13 protein-coding genes are annotated in these 13,744 nt (G+C 64.3%); 4 read left to right on the forward strand and 9 right to left on the reverse strand.

Annotation, left to right across the window (positions count from 1 at the left end; genetic code table 11):
- Window positions 1–11 precede the first annotated feature (11 nt).
- The 5 genes from K359_RS0105400 to K359_RS0105420 form a co-directional block, all read right to left on the reverse strand.
- Window positions 12–896: an ABC transporter ATP-binding protein gene (locus K359_RS0105400; RefSeq protein ID WP_371261129.1), complete on the reverse strand. Its 885-nt coding sequence runs from the start codon at window positions 894–896 to the stop codon at window positions 12–14.
- A complete protein-coding gene (locus K359_RS0105405; protein ID WP_029078427.1) occupies window positions 881–1,783 on the reverse strand; it encodes an ABC transporter permease in 903 nt (300 codons plus the stop codon). Before K359_RS0105405 ends, K359_RS0105400 begins: the two co-directional genes overlap by 16 nt.
- A complete protein-coding gene (locus K359_RS0105410) occupies window positions 1,780–3,201 on the reverse strand; it encodes an ABC transporter substrate-binding protein (RefSeq protein WP_029078428.1) in 1,422 nt (473 codons plus the stop codon). The genes K359_RS0105405 and K359_RS0105410 overlap by 4 nt, the downstream gene beginning before the upstream one ends.
- Before the next feature lie 165 nt (window positions 3,202–3,366).
- A complete protein-coding gene (locus K359_RS0105415; protein ID WP_029078429.1) occupies window positions 3,367–4,143 on the reverse strand; it encodes a Crp/Fnr family transcriptional regulator in 777 nt (258 codons plus the stop codon).
- Between the two features lie 210 nt (window positions 4,144–4,353).
- On the reverse strand, window positions 4,354–4,659 hold the full coding sequence (locus tag K359_RS0105420) for a gamma-butyrobetaine hydroxylase-like domain-containing protein (protein WP_035976181.1): 306 nt from the start codon (window positions 4,657–4,659) through the stop codon (window positions 4,354–4,356).
- Window positions 4,660–4,882: 223 nt separating this feature from the next.
- Between K359_RS0105420 and K359_RS0105425 the strand changes: the two genes are divergently transcribed.
- From K359_RS0105425 to K359_RS0105440, 4 genes are all read left to right on the forward strand, one after another.
- Window positions 4,883–5,656, forward strand: a complete 774-nt coding sequence (locus K359_RS0105425) for a ferredoxin--NADP reductase (protein WP_029078431.1) — start codon at window positions 4,883–4,885, stop codon at window positions 5,654–5,656.
- Window positions 5,657–5,760: 104 nt separating this feature from the next.
- Complete coding sequence (locus K359_RS0105430; protein ID WP_029078432.1) at window positions 5,761–7,503, forward strand: fumarate reductase/succinate dehydrogenase flavoprotein subunit; 1,743 nt, start codon at window positions 5,761–5,763, stop codon at window positions 7,501–7,503.
- Between the two features lie 84 nt (window positions 7,504–7,587).
- Complete coding sequence (locus tag K359_RS0105435) at window positions 7,588–7,821, forward strand: ferredoxin family protein (protein ID WP_029078433.1); 234 nt, start codon at window positions 7,588–7,590, stop codon at window positions 7,819–7,821.
- Between the two features lie 2 nt (window positions 7,822–7,823).
- Window positions 7,824–8,801: a HEAT repeat domain-containing protein gene (locus tag K359_RS0105440; RefSeq protein WP_029078434.1), complete on the forward strand. Its 978-nt coding sequence runs from the start codon at window positions 7,824–7,826 to the stop codon at window positions 8,799–8,801.
- Between the two features lie 18 nt (window positions 8,802–8,819).
- On the opposite strand, the gene K359_RS0105445 is transcribed toward K359_RS0105440, so the two are convergent.
- The 4 genes from K359_RS0105445 to K359_RS0105460 are packed head-to-tail and all read right to left on the reverse strand — an operon-like array spanning window position 8,820 to window position 13,743.
- On the reverse strand, window positions 8,820–10,094 hold the full coding sequence (locus K359_RS0105445; protein ID WP_029078435.1) for an aspartate aminotransferase family protein: 1,275 nt from the start codon (window positions 10,092–10,094) through the stop codon (window positions 8,820–8,822).
- Between the two features lie 4 nt (window positions 10,095–10,098).
- Entirely contained in the window at window positions 10,099–11,163 is a 1,065-nt protein-coding gene (locus K359_RS0105450) for a phosphotransferase (RefSeq protein ID WP_198031113.1), read from the reverse strand.
- Between the two features lie 21 nt (window positions 11,164–11,184).
- On the reverse strand, window positions 11,185–12,063 hold the full coding sequence (locus tag K359_RS0105455; protein WP_245284520.1) for a glyoxylate/hydroxypyruvate reductase A: 879 nt from the start codon (window positions 12,061–12,063) through the stop codon (window positions 11,185–11,187).
- Window positions 12,064–12,123: 60 nt separating this feature from the next.
- Window positions 12,124–13,743: an ABC transporter ATP-binding protein gene (locus tag K359_RS0105460; protein WP_029078438.1), complete on the reverse strand. Its 1,620-nt coding sequence runs from the start codon at window positions 13,741–13,743 to the stop codon at window positions 12,124–12,126.
- Window position 13,744: the final 1 nt, after the last annotated feature.

A 13,744-nucleotide genomic window follows, 5' to 3' on the forward strand; every position in this document is an offset into this window, starting at 1 on the left:
GATGTTCGCGCCTAGAGTATCTCGGCCAGCGAATGACCGTGCAGCTCGATGTTCAGGCCTTGCATGCCGAGATCATTGATCTCGCCGCCCATGGCCTTCAGGCTCTCCTCGCGGATCAGTGACATCAGTCCACGGCGCAGGGCCAGGAATTCCGAGGACATCATCATTGACTGCTGGCGTGGCCGCTCCAGCGGAATTGGGATTTCGGCCTTGATAGAGCCGGGGCGGGCGGTCATGCAGTAGACGCGGTCGGAAAGGAAGATTGCCTCATCAATATCGTGCGTCACGAACAGCACCGAGATCTTCAGCCGCTGCCACATGTTGGTGAGGATCTGCTGCATGATGACGCGGGTCTGCGCGTCGAGCGCGCCGAAGGGTTCATCCAGCAGCAGTACCTTCGGGCCCGTGGCGAGCGCGCGCACAATGCCGACGCGCTGCTTCATGCCGCCGGAGAGCCTTTCCGGATAGTGCTTTTCGAAGGCTTCGAGCCCGGAGAGGCCGAGCAGGGTGCGCGCGGCGCGCTCGCGCTGCGAGCGCGGCATGCCACGCATCTTCAGGCCGAACTCGACGTTCTCCCGCACCGTCTTCCAGGGGAACAGCGAGTATTGCTGGAACACCATGCCGCGCTCGGCGCTGGGGCCGCTCACGCGCTCGCCGTCGACCGTGATAGTGCCCGTGGTGGGCTTGAGAAAGCCCGCCACCGCATTCAGGAACGTGGACTTGCCGCAGCCCGAAGGTCCGACGATCGATACGAACTCGCCCGGCTTCACATGGATGTAGGTGTCGGTGACGGCCTGGACAGCCCCATCGATGGTCTCATAGCTCAGCGAGAAGTTCTTGACCTCGATATGGCCCTTCGGCGAGCTGATTCTGTTCTCGCTCATTTTGATCTCCATGGCATCACAAGGTATCCCATGCCGCGGATCAACAGGCTCGATCCGAGGCCGAGGACGCCGATCGCGATCATGCCGAGCGCGATGTCGGCATACTGGACCAGCGAATAGGCTTCCCAGGTGAAGTAGCCGATGCCGTACTGACCCGAGATCATCTCGGCTGCGATCAACGATACCCAGGCCACGCCCATACCGATCGTAAGGCCGGTAAAGATGTGGGGCAGAGATGCCGGGAAATACACCTCGCGGAAGATCGAGCGCTCGCGCGCCCCGAGACATTGCGCGGCGCGCACGAGTACGGGGTCGACGAGCGACATGCCGTGCAGCGTGTTGACCAGGATCGGGAAGAACGAGCCGAGGAAGGTGATGAAGACGATGCTCTGTTCGTTGGTCGGCCACAGCATGATCGCCATCGGGACCCACGCGATCGCCGGAATTGGCCGTAGCACCTCCGCCACGGGAAAGATCACCTCATGGATCAGCTTGAAGCGGCCCATGACGAGGCCAAGCGGCACACCGACGATGGCGGCCAGCGAGAAGCCGATGAAGATGCGCCGGCAGCTCAGCAGGATGTGCACGAGGAACTTGGGGTCGTGGATCGCCTTGGTGAAGCTCGCATAGACCGCAAGCGGCGAGGGCACGTTGGTGAATCGCACGAAGAACACCACACGGTAGGTCGTGAGCAGGTGCCAGACCAGGAGGAATGCGGCCAGCGAGACGAGACCGATTGCGGTTGCGCGCAAGCGGTCCTGGTTGAGCCGGTACCAGCGCGCGGCCAGCGCGGCGGAGGAGGCGGGCGGGGCCGCGGTGGGCGGGGAGGTCGTCTCCGTGGTCGCTGGCACCGCTGGCACGTTGTCCTCGGGATGTCTGAGGAGGGCGGGGGTACTCACGTCTTGCCTCCGCCGATCGCCGCCTTCAGTGCATCATCGAAGCCAAGCACCTTGCCGCCGATCGTTGCGGCATAGGCCTCGGCGTCCTTCTTGAGCAGGAAGGGCGCCACGTCCCCGTTACCCACTGCGAAGAAGGCCTGGTCGGCAAACAGCTTGATCCCGCGCGTGGTGTCGAAGACATAGGCGACGTTGATTTTCTTGCCCTTCGCCTTGTAATCGGCATAGGCGCCGAGCGTGCACGCCGCGGATGCAAACGGCAGGATGCCGACCCCGTCGACCCAGACCTCGCCGGCCTTACGCGGATCAGAGATCGGCTTCTTGCAGAACGTATCCTCGCCTGAAATCTCGTAGTTCTTTGTGCTCGAAAGCTGGGCGTCATAGTCGAGCTTCATCTCGGCATAGGCCTTGCGGATGTAGCTGTCGTCGACCCATTTCTTCGGGTCGAACTCCTTCATGCGGCCGAGATTTTGCAGCACCTTGACGTCGGCCGTGGCCGCATCGATCAGCGCCGGTTTGATCGTGGGATCGGTGGTCATGTTGCCACTCGGGCCCAGGAAGATATAGACGACCTCCTTGCTGATCCCGGTCCAATCCTGGATCTTCTCGGCGGCGAGCTTGGGATCGTCGCGTAGCCACTGATTGGCGGCGATCACGGCCTTCATGTAGGCGACGACGACTTCCGGATATTTTTCCGCGAAATCGGTGCGAACCACGATACCGTGGAAGGTCGGCAGGTTGGTCTCGACGCCGTCGAAAATCTTTCGCGCGAAGCCGCGGAAGGGAAGCAGCTCCGCGAAGGGGACGAAGTCGGCATGGGCGTCGATCTTCTTCTCCTGAAGATTGGTCGAACCAACCTCGGGGCTCTGGCTGACGAGCTGGAAGAAATCCGGTGCATAGCCGCGGTCCTGCATGGCCTTCAGCACCATGCCATGCGCGGCGGAGCCAAAAGGAACGCTGACGAGCTTGCCCTTGAGATCGGCGAGATCGTAGTAGGGCGAGTCCTTGTGAACGACGATGCCATTGCCGGAGCCGGAGAGGCTGTAGGCGGCAACGCCGATCAGGCGGCTCTTGCTCTCGGGGTTGCTCTCGAAGGTGAAGCCGTTCACGATCAGCGGATAGTCGCCCATCATGCCGATCTGAAGCTTGTTCGCCATCATGGCATTGGTGACGGGCGGACCGGACGTGAAATTCTGCCACTCCAGCTCGAACTTGATGTTGGCGTATTTGCCGTCCTTCGGCAGGTACTTTTCGAGGAGATGCAGCTGCCGGATGACGACGCCGGCCGTGACGGTGTTGGTCGTCGTGTCCTGCGTTCCGATGCCGAGCGTGACGGTTTCCGCCGAGGCTGGCTGCGCCATAAATAGCGCCAGCGACGTCACCGACACCACTAGTGAGAACGTGGGAAGATGGCGGACCATTCTCATCCTCTTTCGGTTGGATGTGCTGTGGCTGCCATGATTGGATGGGGAGGCGGGCACGGCAAATCCGGATTCATCGCCGCTGTCGATTAGTTGCCGGGAAATGCTGGTTGCTTACTCCTTGTGCAGTTTTGCCGGTGAAAGCCAATTGCATGTGCATCGGTGTCAATCGGACGCCTGGCCCCGCATCTCCTCCAGGACCTCGGAGCGGCAGACCACGATCTGCGAACGTTTAGTGACGACGATTCCCTTCTCCTGCATGCGCTTCAGGCTGATCGTCACCCATTGCCTTGTGGCGCCGACCATGTGGGCGATGTCTGCATGGGTGAATGCCGCCGCAATCACGGTGCCGTCGGCGTCCTGCACGCCATAGAGCTCGACGAGGTGCAGCAACAGATGCGCCAGGCGCTGTGTAATCGACCGCGTTCCCAGCATCTGGGCGAGCGCGGAGTAGCATTTGCCCTTGAAGGTGAGGCCTTCGATCAGGCCGATCGCGAGGTTCGGGATCTCCGCCGCCAGCGCGCGCAGCTCTTTTCCAGGCAGGTGCACGACGCTGCAATTGCTGGAGGCGACGCCCGACCATTGATGAACGGTGCCTTCGAACACCTCGGGTCCGCCGACAAAATTGCCGACGTGCCAGTAGGCCAGCGTGATCTCGCGCCCCAGGGGCGAGATGTAGAAGACACGGATACGGCCGCTCTCGATCAACCAGATGCCGTCGTGTCGGCCACCTTGGCTGAACAGCGTCTGGCCGCGATTGAGCACCTTGCGACGCCCCTGCTTCAAGACCAGTTCCCGTTCGCGCGGCGTGAGCTTGTCCATCAGCGGCGGCGGCCCGCCGATCCATTGCTGGTTCTCGGTCAACAGCAGCGAGGACCCGCCCGCAGGCCGAACCGTGACGGGAATGGTCCCGCGAGCCGCACTGGCCGCCTGTAGCAACATTGAGCCGCCTCCGAACCGTTCAAACCGTTCTAAAGAGGAGCAATGTCCGTGCCAGAGCGGGTTGGCAAGTGGGGGGACGGCTGGCCGTTGACGCCGGCGTCATGTCGAGACTGCACCAGGTGTGCAGGCCCGGAAAGTTCATCACTGAAAACGGGGGATATATGGAATAGGGATTTGCCCGTCGGGGCCCCGGATAGAAGGGAAGATCGGCTAGTGTCCTGCCAGGCTCAACAGATAAATTTTTGGGTAGATTCCGCGATTGTGCCCGTCGGAGAACGAGATGTTGAGCCCGTAGCCCAAATCGCCGATCCCGGTGATCGCGATGCCGGGAAATCGTTCGGGGAAGCGGCCGTCGAAGCGGGCGCGGGTGCAGTGGGCGCATTTGCAGGCGAGGCGAAGCTGCTCCGCGCTGAGCGTCACCTCATCATCGCGCGCAGTGCGCACGAGGAGTGTCGCGAGATCGGCGCTGGCCTCGTAGCCGGTCACGGTCGGAGCCACCAATGCGGTCATGGTCATGACGATCCTCCACCGTCTTTCCTGACACCGAAGCTACGGACGCAATAGCAACTAATTGCCGGATACGGCGTGACGTCGCGGGTCTCGCGGATGCGGCTGCCTGCCTGGCGGTCATCGCACGCGAAATGTGAAACTAATCGACCGGGAACGGCAGTTCGCCGTTGCCGGATCTGCCTCTCTCCGAAACCTTGGCCCCGCATCGAGCAAGCATGGAGAGACGAACGTGAGCGCTTTTCAGAAGGAAACGGTCCTCTCGGTCAGGCACTGGACCGAATCCCTGTTCAGCTTCACGGCGACACGCGATCCCGGCTTTCGCTTCCAGAACGGCCAGTTCGCCATGATCGGGCTCGAGGTCGATGGCCGCCCCTTGATGCGCGCCTACAGTTTGGCGAGCGCCAATCACGAGGAGGCGCTCGAGTTCTTCAGCATCAAGGTGCCGGATGGTCCTCTGACGTCGCGGCTGCAGAGGATCAGGGAGGGCGACATCATCCTGGTCGGCCGCAAGGCGACGGGAACGCTGATCGCCGGCAATCTCATCCCGGGCAAGCGGCTCCTGCTGCTGTCGACCGGCACGGGGCTCGCACCGTTCGCGAGCCTGATCAAGGACCCGGATGTCTATGAGAGCTACGAGACCATCGTGCTCGCCCATGGCTGCCGCCAGGTTTCGGAGCTGGCTTATGGAGAGCACCTCGTCGAGGGCCTGTGCAACCACGAATTCCTTGGTCCGGTGATCAAGGACAAGCTGATCTATTACCCGACCGTCACCCGTGAGCCCTTCAGGAACCGCGGCCGCATCACCGACCTGATCACTTCCGACCAGCTCTTCGACGACATCGGGCAGCCCGCTCTCGACCGCGAGTCCGACCGCATCATGCTCTGCGGCAGCCCTGCGATGCTCGAAGAGCTCCGCGAGCTGTTCACGGCGCGTGGCTTTGTCGAGGGCAACCACAGTGAGCCGGGTCATTTCGTGATCGAAAAGGCCTTCGTGGAGCGGTGAAGGGCAAATCGCACTCCGGCGACAACTAATTGCTATCGCCGTGGGACCACCCGGGCAAATCTCATGTAAAGGCGCCGGTCGCGCCGGCGAAACAGGGACAGACAATGGCACTAGATCAGATCGTCGACGGACTTTCGGAGGTTTCCTGCGATGTGCTGGTGATCGGTGGCGGCACGGCCGGACCGATGGCGGCGCTCAAGGCCAAGCTCAAAAATCCGAAGGCCGACGTCGTGCTGCTTGAAAAGGCCAACGTCAAGCGTTCCGGCGCGATCTCGATGGGCATGGACGGGCTCAACAACGCCGTCATTCCGGGATATGCAACGCCGGAGCAGTACACCAAGGAGATCACGATCGCCAACGACGGTATCGTCGATCAGAAGGCGGTCTATAAATACGCCCAGAACTGCTACAAGATCATCGAGGAGCTCGACAGTTTCGGAATCCGCTTCCTGAAGAACGAGAACGGCGACTTCGCCGTCAAGAAGGTGCACCATATCGGGACCTACGTGCTCCCGATGCCGAATGGCGAGACCGTGAAGAAGGCGCTGTACCGCCAGCTGCGCCGCGCCCGCATCCTGATCTCAAACCGCTATATGGCGACGCGGTTGCTGAAGGCCGCCGATGGTCGCGTCGCTGGCGTCATCAGCGTCAACACGCGTACCGCCGAATTGCTGGTGATCAAGGCGAAGGCCGTGATCCTGTGCATGGGTGCCGCCGGCCGTCTCGGACTTCCGACCTCGGGCTACATGTTCGGGACCTACGAGAACGCCGCCAATTCCGGCGACGGCTATGCCATGGCCTATCATGCCGGCGCTGCGCTTGCGAACCTCGAGTGCTACCAGATTAATCCGTTGATCAAGGACTATAACGGTCCGGCGTGCGCCTATGTGGCCGGGCCTTTCGGGGCTTATACCGCGAACAACGAGGGCTCACGCTTCATCGAATGCGACTACTGGTCGGGCCAGATGATGCTCGAATTCTACAATGAACTGCTCTCGGGCAAGGGTCCGGTCTTCCTGCAGCTCAAGCACCTGCACGAGAAGACGATCGAGGAGATCGAGTCGACGCTGCACAAGGTCGAGCGGCCGACGCGCGGCCTGTTCCAGCAGGGGCGGGGGGTCGACTATCGCACGGACTCGATCGAGATGCACATCTCCGAGATCGGCTTTTGCTCCGGACACAGCGCTTCCGGCGTATTCGTCGACGACAACGCGCGCACCACCGTACCGGGCCTTTACGCTGCGGGCGACATGGCGAGCGTGCCGCACAATTACATGCTCGGCGCCTTCACCAACGGTTCCGTTGCCGGCACTGACGCGATGGAGTTCGCCGAGAACCACGATCTTGCCGAGTTTGATCCGGCAGCTGTCGCCCTTGAGCGGGAGCGCATCTTGGCGCCGACCAGGCGCGAGGACGGCATTCCGCCGAACCAGATCGAGTACAAGACCCGCCGCCTAGTGAACGACTATCTACAGCCGCCGAAGGTCACCCGCAAGTACGAGCTCGGCATGCGCCGTCTCGCCGAGGTCCGTGAAGACATGGAGACGCACATGATCGCGCGGAACGCGCACGAACTGCTCCGTGCGCTCGAGGTGCAGTCGATCATGGATTGCGCCGACATGGCGGCCCACGCCTCGCTGTTCCGCGAAGAGAGCCGCTGGGGTCTCTACCATTGGCGCACGGATTTTCCGGAGAAGGACAACGAGAACTGGTTCTGCCACACGCTGCTGTCCAAGCAGGACGGCAGGATGACGAGCACGAAGCGCGCCGTGGAACCTTATGTCGTGCCGATCGCCGACGACGAGAAGGATCTCTACGACAAGCAGCGCATCCGCGCCAGCGCGTGATTCTTGTTTGACGCGTTTCTTCGCGCGAACCGGTATCCACTTCGCTCGAAAACGCTTCGCGGCACAATAACAGGAGATTGGACGATGCCTCTCGCTTCCTATCAGACGTCGGTCCCGGTGGTGGTCGACGAAGCCAAATGCATCGCGGACAAGGGCTGCACGGTGTGCGTCGACGTCTGCCCGCTCGATGTTTTGCGCATCAGCGACATGACCGGCAAGGCCTACATGGCCTATGACGAGTGCTGGTACTGCATGCCGTGCGAGGCGGATTGCCCGACCGGTGCCGTCACGGTCAATATTCCCTATCTGCTGAGGTGAACATGTCGAGCCCGTTCGAATCCTACGACGATCTCGAGGACGCCGACGAGCGGCTGCAGGCCGCAGACCCCGCCGAACGCCGTGTCGCCATCATCGCGCTCGGTCATTCCGGTGATTCCGCCGCGGTCGGCCATCTTGCCAGGATGGTGTCCGATCCTGATGCCGGTGTGCGCCAGCAGGTCGCGATGGCGCTTGGAGAGTTCGATGGGCCGGACGCGGCTGATGCCCTGGCGAAATTGCTCGTCGACCCCGAGAGCGTCGTGGCGTCGGCGGCAGCCGACAGCATGGCGGAGTTCAAGGATCCCGCCTGCGCGGACGTCATCCTGCCGTTGGTCAAACATGCCCACGCCTTCGTCCGTATGGGCGCATTGCGCGCGCTGAAGGAACTACGCCGCAAGGACACGCTGAAGCCGGCGCTGGAGGCGTTGCAAGACCAAGACGCCGCCGTGCGCGTGCAGGCGATCGGCGTCATCGGCTTCCTGAAGCTCGAGGAGTCAATTCCGGCGCTGACTGCGCTGATCCACGACCCTGACGCGCATGTGCGGCGCGCGGCTGTGAGCGCGCTCGCTTTCTCGCAGATGAAGCCGGCGGCGGAGACGATCACCCGTGCGCTCAAGGACGAGGACTGGATGGTGCGTGAGATGGCGGCCGAAACGCTCGGGCTCAACGCCAACGGTGCGCTGGCGGCGGATCAGCTGATCGCGTCGCTTGCGGACGGGTTTTGGCAAGTGCGGCTCAAGGCGGTCCGCAGCCTCGGCAAGATGAAGATCGAGGGCGCGGTGCGCCCCATAGGCAATTGCGTCAGCCACGAGCAGGCAAACCTGCGCAAGGAAGCAGCCGCGGCGTTGGGCGAGATCGCTCATCCCGACGGCGAGGCGTTCCTGGCAATCGTTGCCGACGATCCCGATCCCGACGTCAGAAAGAACGCGCGCTGGGCCCTTCAGCAGATCGTGGCGAAGAAGGCGAAAGCGAAATCGTAGGTCAGCACGTTTGTAGTGTCAGGCCGGCGAGATCTGCAGGAGCGCTTGATTTAGCGTCTCGACCAGCAGGTCGGCATGCTCGGTCCCGAACACCAGCGGCGGCCGGATCTTCAACACGTTGCCGCCGGGACCGGCGGCGCTGATCAGCACGTGCCGGGCGCGCAGCGCGTTGACGAGTTCCGCCGCTTCTTTGCCCGTGGGTGCACCATTGCGGCGAAGCTCAACACCGAGGAACAACCCGGCGCCGCGGACCTCCGCGACCAAATCATGCCGGGAGCGCAACGCATCCAGCTTCTCGCGCAGATAGGCGCCGGTGCGCTTCGCGTTCTCGACCAGGCCTTCCTGTTCGATGATGTCGAGCACGGCGGTCGCCGCGGCTGCGGAGACAGGATTGCCGCCGAAGGTGTTGAAGTAGCGCGAACGTGCACCGAATTCCTTGAGCAGCGCCGGACGCGCGGCCATCGCGGCGACCGGGTGGCCGTTGCCCATCGGCTTGCCCATCGTGACCATGTCGGGAATGACGCCATGACGGGCAAAGCCCCACAGGCCCTCGCCGCAGCGGCCGAAACCGGGCTGCACCTCGTCGGCGATGAACAGCGCGCCTGCGGCATGCGCGGCTTCCACGGCCGGCGCCAGAAAGCCGGGCGGATCGGCGAACACGCCGTCGCTCGAGAAGATGGTGTCGACCAGCAGCGCGGCCGGGCGAATCCCGCTGCGTTTCATGTCGTCGAACGCGGCGCGTACATGGCCGGCAAAAATCTCGCCGGTCGCATCTCCGGCAGACTGCGGCGCCGGCACGAGGCGGACATGGGCCGCGGTCGGCTCCGGTAGGCCGAGCGACGGCGACAATTCGGCCAGTGCGCCGGTGACGCCATGATAGGCGGTCCCGGTCACGATGACGCCGGTGCCGCCGGTGCAAGTCCGCGCCACGCGCAGCGCGAGGTCGTTGGCCTCGCTGCCGGTGCAGGTGAACATCACATTGCCGATCTCGGCCGGGAAGGTCGCGAGTAGCCGTTCCGCATAGTCGAGGATGCTCTCGTGCAGATACCGGGTGTGGGTGTTGAGCTCTGCCGCCTGCCGCGCGATCGCCTCGACCACGCGCGGATGGCAGTGCCCGACGCAGGCGACGTTGTTGTAGGCGTCGAGATAGCGATTGCCGGCCTGATCGTACAGCCAGACGCCTTCGCCACGGACGATTTGCACGGGCTGTTCGTAGAACAGCCGGTAAGCCGGGCCGAGCAGGCGATTGCGCCGCGCGATCAGGTCTTGCGTCGAGGCATTCTCCACCGGCATCGCTTCACTCTCCCTGGCAAGCGCGTTCGATCTGTTGTCTGGCCTGGTCGCGCGACAGACGAGCGATCCGCCCAAGCCGTGCCGAAGCCGCCTTGTTGTTGCGCAGAATATACTCCCGGTTTTCCGGATAGCGAGCCGCTCTCAGGTTGCTGATCACGACCGTCATTACCATGCGGGTCGCGATCAGGTCGAACAGCACCGCGCGCTCTTCCAGCGCGAGTGGCATCACGGCGTGGTAGCCCGCGATCAGCTCGCAGGCCGGAGCCAGCGCTTCGTCGCTGTCGGCGACCTGGTAGGCGCATGAGATTGCAAGGTCGTTGATCCGGGCCGTGGCGGTGAGGTCGCCGAAATCGATGATGCCCGCGATGCGTTCGTGATCGGTTGGGACGATGACGATGTTGTGCGGGTTGAGGTCGTTGTGCACGGGCTGCGCCGGAAGCTGCGACAGGACCGGCCGGGCGTGGGTCTCGAAGCCGTCGAGGAAGCGTTCCACGACGTCGCGCTGGGCCGCGGGAACGGCGTCGAGCAGCGGGCGCAATTCGGCCGCGTGCTGGATGTCCCACAACAGCTTGTGGCCGGCCCCGGGGTGGCGGAAGTCGCGCAAGGCCCGGGCGAGGCGCGCCGCCCAATGGCCGGTCTCGCGGCGCAAGGCGGTCGACGGCGTCACCTGGTGCATCGGCGTGCCGGCAAGGAAGGACAATAGGCGCACGATGCGGGTTGAACCGTCGTCGAACGTGACCTCGAGCTCAACCGCGCCATTCAGCGCAGGGAAAACCCGTGGAATCGGCAGCGCCGAATCGTTGGCGGCAGCATGACGCAACGCTTCCGTCTGCAGATTGGTGACGGCGCGGTCTTCCGCGGGATTGGCGATCTTGAGCACATAGTCGCGCCCGTCGGGGGTGTGCAGCCTGAAATTCTGGTCGCGTTCGCTGTCGAGCCGGCGCACCGCCGCGGGCAGGCCATAATATTCCTCGGCCAGGGCCTGCGCGCGCGTCTCTGGGATCGGCGAGGCGGCGCGAAGCCCGTCGAGCGGGTGCGCGGCAGCGATGGTCGGCGGGGAATTTGGCACCTGGCGTTTCCTGTCCCGCAATCAATAACCGCGCGCACGGTCGATGGCGTGCGGCGGGCGCCGCCCGGCGCTGACAGCATCGGCCGTTGCCGCCAGCGTGGACGCGACGGCATGGACGCTGACGTCGCTGGCATCATGCGGGGTGATGGCGACCTGTGGATGGTGCCAGAACGGGTGTGCCAGGGCCAGCGGTTCGGCGGTGAACACATCGAGCGCTGCACCGGACAAATGGCCGCGCTCGATCGCCGCGAGCAGATCGTCTTCCACGAGATGCTCGCCGCGACCGACCTGGATCAAATAGCCACCGCGGCGCATTTGAGCGAAAAGCTCGCCGTTGAGAATGCCGCGCGTCTCCGACGTCAGGGGCAGCAGGTTCACCAGCACCTCGGTCTCGGCGAGCATGGCGACGAGGCCCGCCGGCCCGTGAAAGCTGCGGCTCGATGACGAGATCGCCTTGGCCGTGCGGCTCCACGACATCACGGGGAAGCCGAGATGCACGAGGTCGGCGGCGACGCGCTGGCCGATCTCGCCATTGCCGAGGATACCCACCGGGACGTCCTGCGCCCGGCGCTGGTCGCGGCGTTGCCAGATCCGGTCGCGCTGCTGGGCGCGAAAGGCGGCAAAGCCGCGCTGATGTCCGATCACGTGCCAGGCGATGAAGCCCGACATCAACTGCGCCTGCCCGGGATCGACCACGCGCACCACCTCGACGCCGGAGCGCAGGCTGGGGCAGGCGATGATGTTGTCGACGCCGGCCGCGATCGAGCACACGGCTTCCAGGTTCGGGTAACGCTCGAACGCATCGTGGGGTGGATGCCAGGCCAGCGCGAGCCGCACGTCTTCGGCCGGTGCATCCGCCATATGGTCCACGACTTCGATGCGAGGCGCCGTGCGCGCCAACGCCGCGCCAATGTAGCTGCGCAGATCGAGGGTCTTGCTGACGAGAACGCAACGCATCGATCAGGCCGCCCGCGATGACGGGATCTGGCCGGGCACCGCGGCGAGAAGTTCACGGGTGTAGGCGTGCTCCGGCGCCGAAAACAGCGTTGCCGTCGGCTTCAGCTCGACGATGGCGCCGCGCTGCATCACCGCGATCCGGTCGCAGATTTGCGCCGCCACCCGCAGATCATGGGTGATGAACAGCATCGACAGGCCCAGCCGCGCCTTGAGGTCCTCGAGCAGGTTCAGCACCTGGGCCTGCACCGAGACGTCGAGCGCCGAGACGGCTTCGTCGGCGACGATGATTTCCGGCTCGAGCGCAAGCGCGCGGGCAATGCCGATGCGCTGGCGCTGGCCGCCGGAGAATTCGTGCGGGTAGCGGTCCATCGCATTGGCGTTGAGGCCGACGAGGCCGAGCAGTTCGGCGGCGCGCTGGCGCGCGACCGCGGGATCTGTGCCGTGGGCGATCGGCCCGTCGGCAATGATGTGGCCGACCTTGCGGCGCGGATTGAGCGAAGCGAACGGATCCTGGAAGATCATCTGGATGCGGCTGCGCTCCTTGCGCAGCGCACGGCCGGCGATGCGGGTGAAATCGGTTTCACCGAGGCGGACCGTGCCCTGGTCGGGTTCGATCAGGCGCATCACGAGCCGGGCGACGGAAGATTTGCCGGAGCCGGATTCGCCGACCAGGCCGACGGTCTCGCCCTGCAAAATGTCGAAATTGACCTGCCTCGCAGCCGCGACGCGGCGTTCGGGCTGGAACCAGCCGCCGCCGCTGACATAGGTCTTGTCGAGGCCGACAATTTCGACGGCTCGGGCGCGGCCCGTGAGCGGCGCGCGCTGTGGCGGCTGCATCGAGGGAACAGCCGCCAGCAGCGCGCGGGTGTAGGAATGCTGCGGACGCTGCAGCACGTCGTCGGCCGCGCCCTGTTCGACCACCTTGCCGTGCTGAAGCACGACCACGCGATCGGCGATGTCGGCGACGACGCCGAAATCGTGGGTGATGAACATGACGGCCATGTTGCGGCGACGCTGCAGGTCGCGGATCAGCTCGAGGATTTGTGCCTGCGTGGTGACGTCGAGCGCGGTGGTCGGCTCGTCGGCGACCAGCACCGCCGGCTCCAGCGCGAGCGCCATCGCGATCATGGCACGCTGGCGCTGGCCGCCGGAGAGTTGATGCGGATAGGCCCGCATCGAGCGCTCGGGGTCGGGCAGGCCGACCTCGCGCAGCAGCTGCAGCGCCTTCTGCTTCCGCGCCTTCGGCGTCAGCAAATTGTGGGCCTCGAACATTTCGGCGATCTGCTCGCCGATCCGAATCAACGGATTGAGCGCCGTCATCGGTTCCTGAAACACCATGGCAATGTGGCGTCCGCGCAGCGCGAGCCAGCCGGTATCGTCGAGGGTAAGCAGGTTCCGGCCGTCATAGGCGATCTCGCCGGCCTCGCGGGCGATGGTGTCGGGCAGCAGGCCCAGCAGCGCGTGCGCACACATCGATTTGCCGGAGCCGGACTCGCCCACCACGCAGACGATCTTGCCGGGCGTCAGCTCGAACGAGACGCCGTCGACGGCGTAGGGGCGGTCGGAGCCGGGCGGCAGCGCAAGCTTGAGGTTCTTGATCGAGACGACGGGTGCGGCAGGCATG

Source organism: Bradyrhizobium sp. th-b2, assembly GCF_000426785.1.
In the GTDB taxonomy this organism is placed as follows: domain Bacteria; phylum Pseudomonadota; class Alphaproteobacteria; order Rhizobiales; family Xanthobacteraceae; genus Bradyrhizobium; species Bradyrhizobium septentrionale.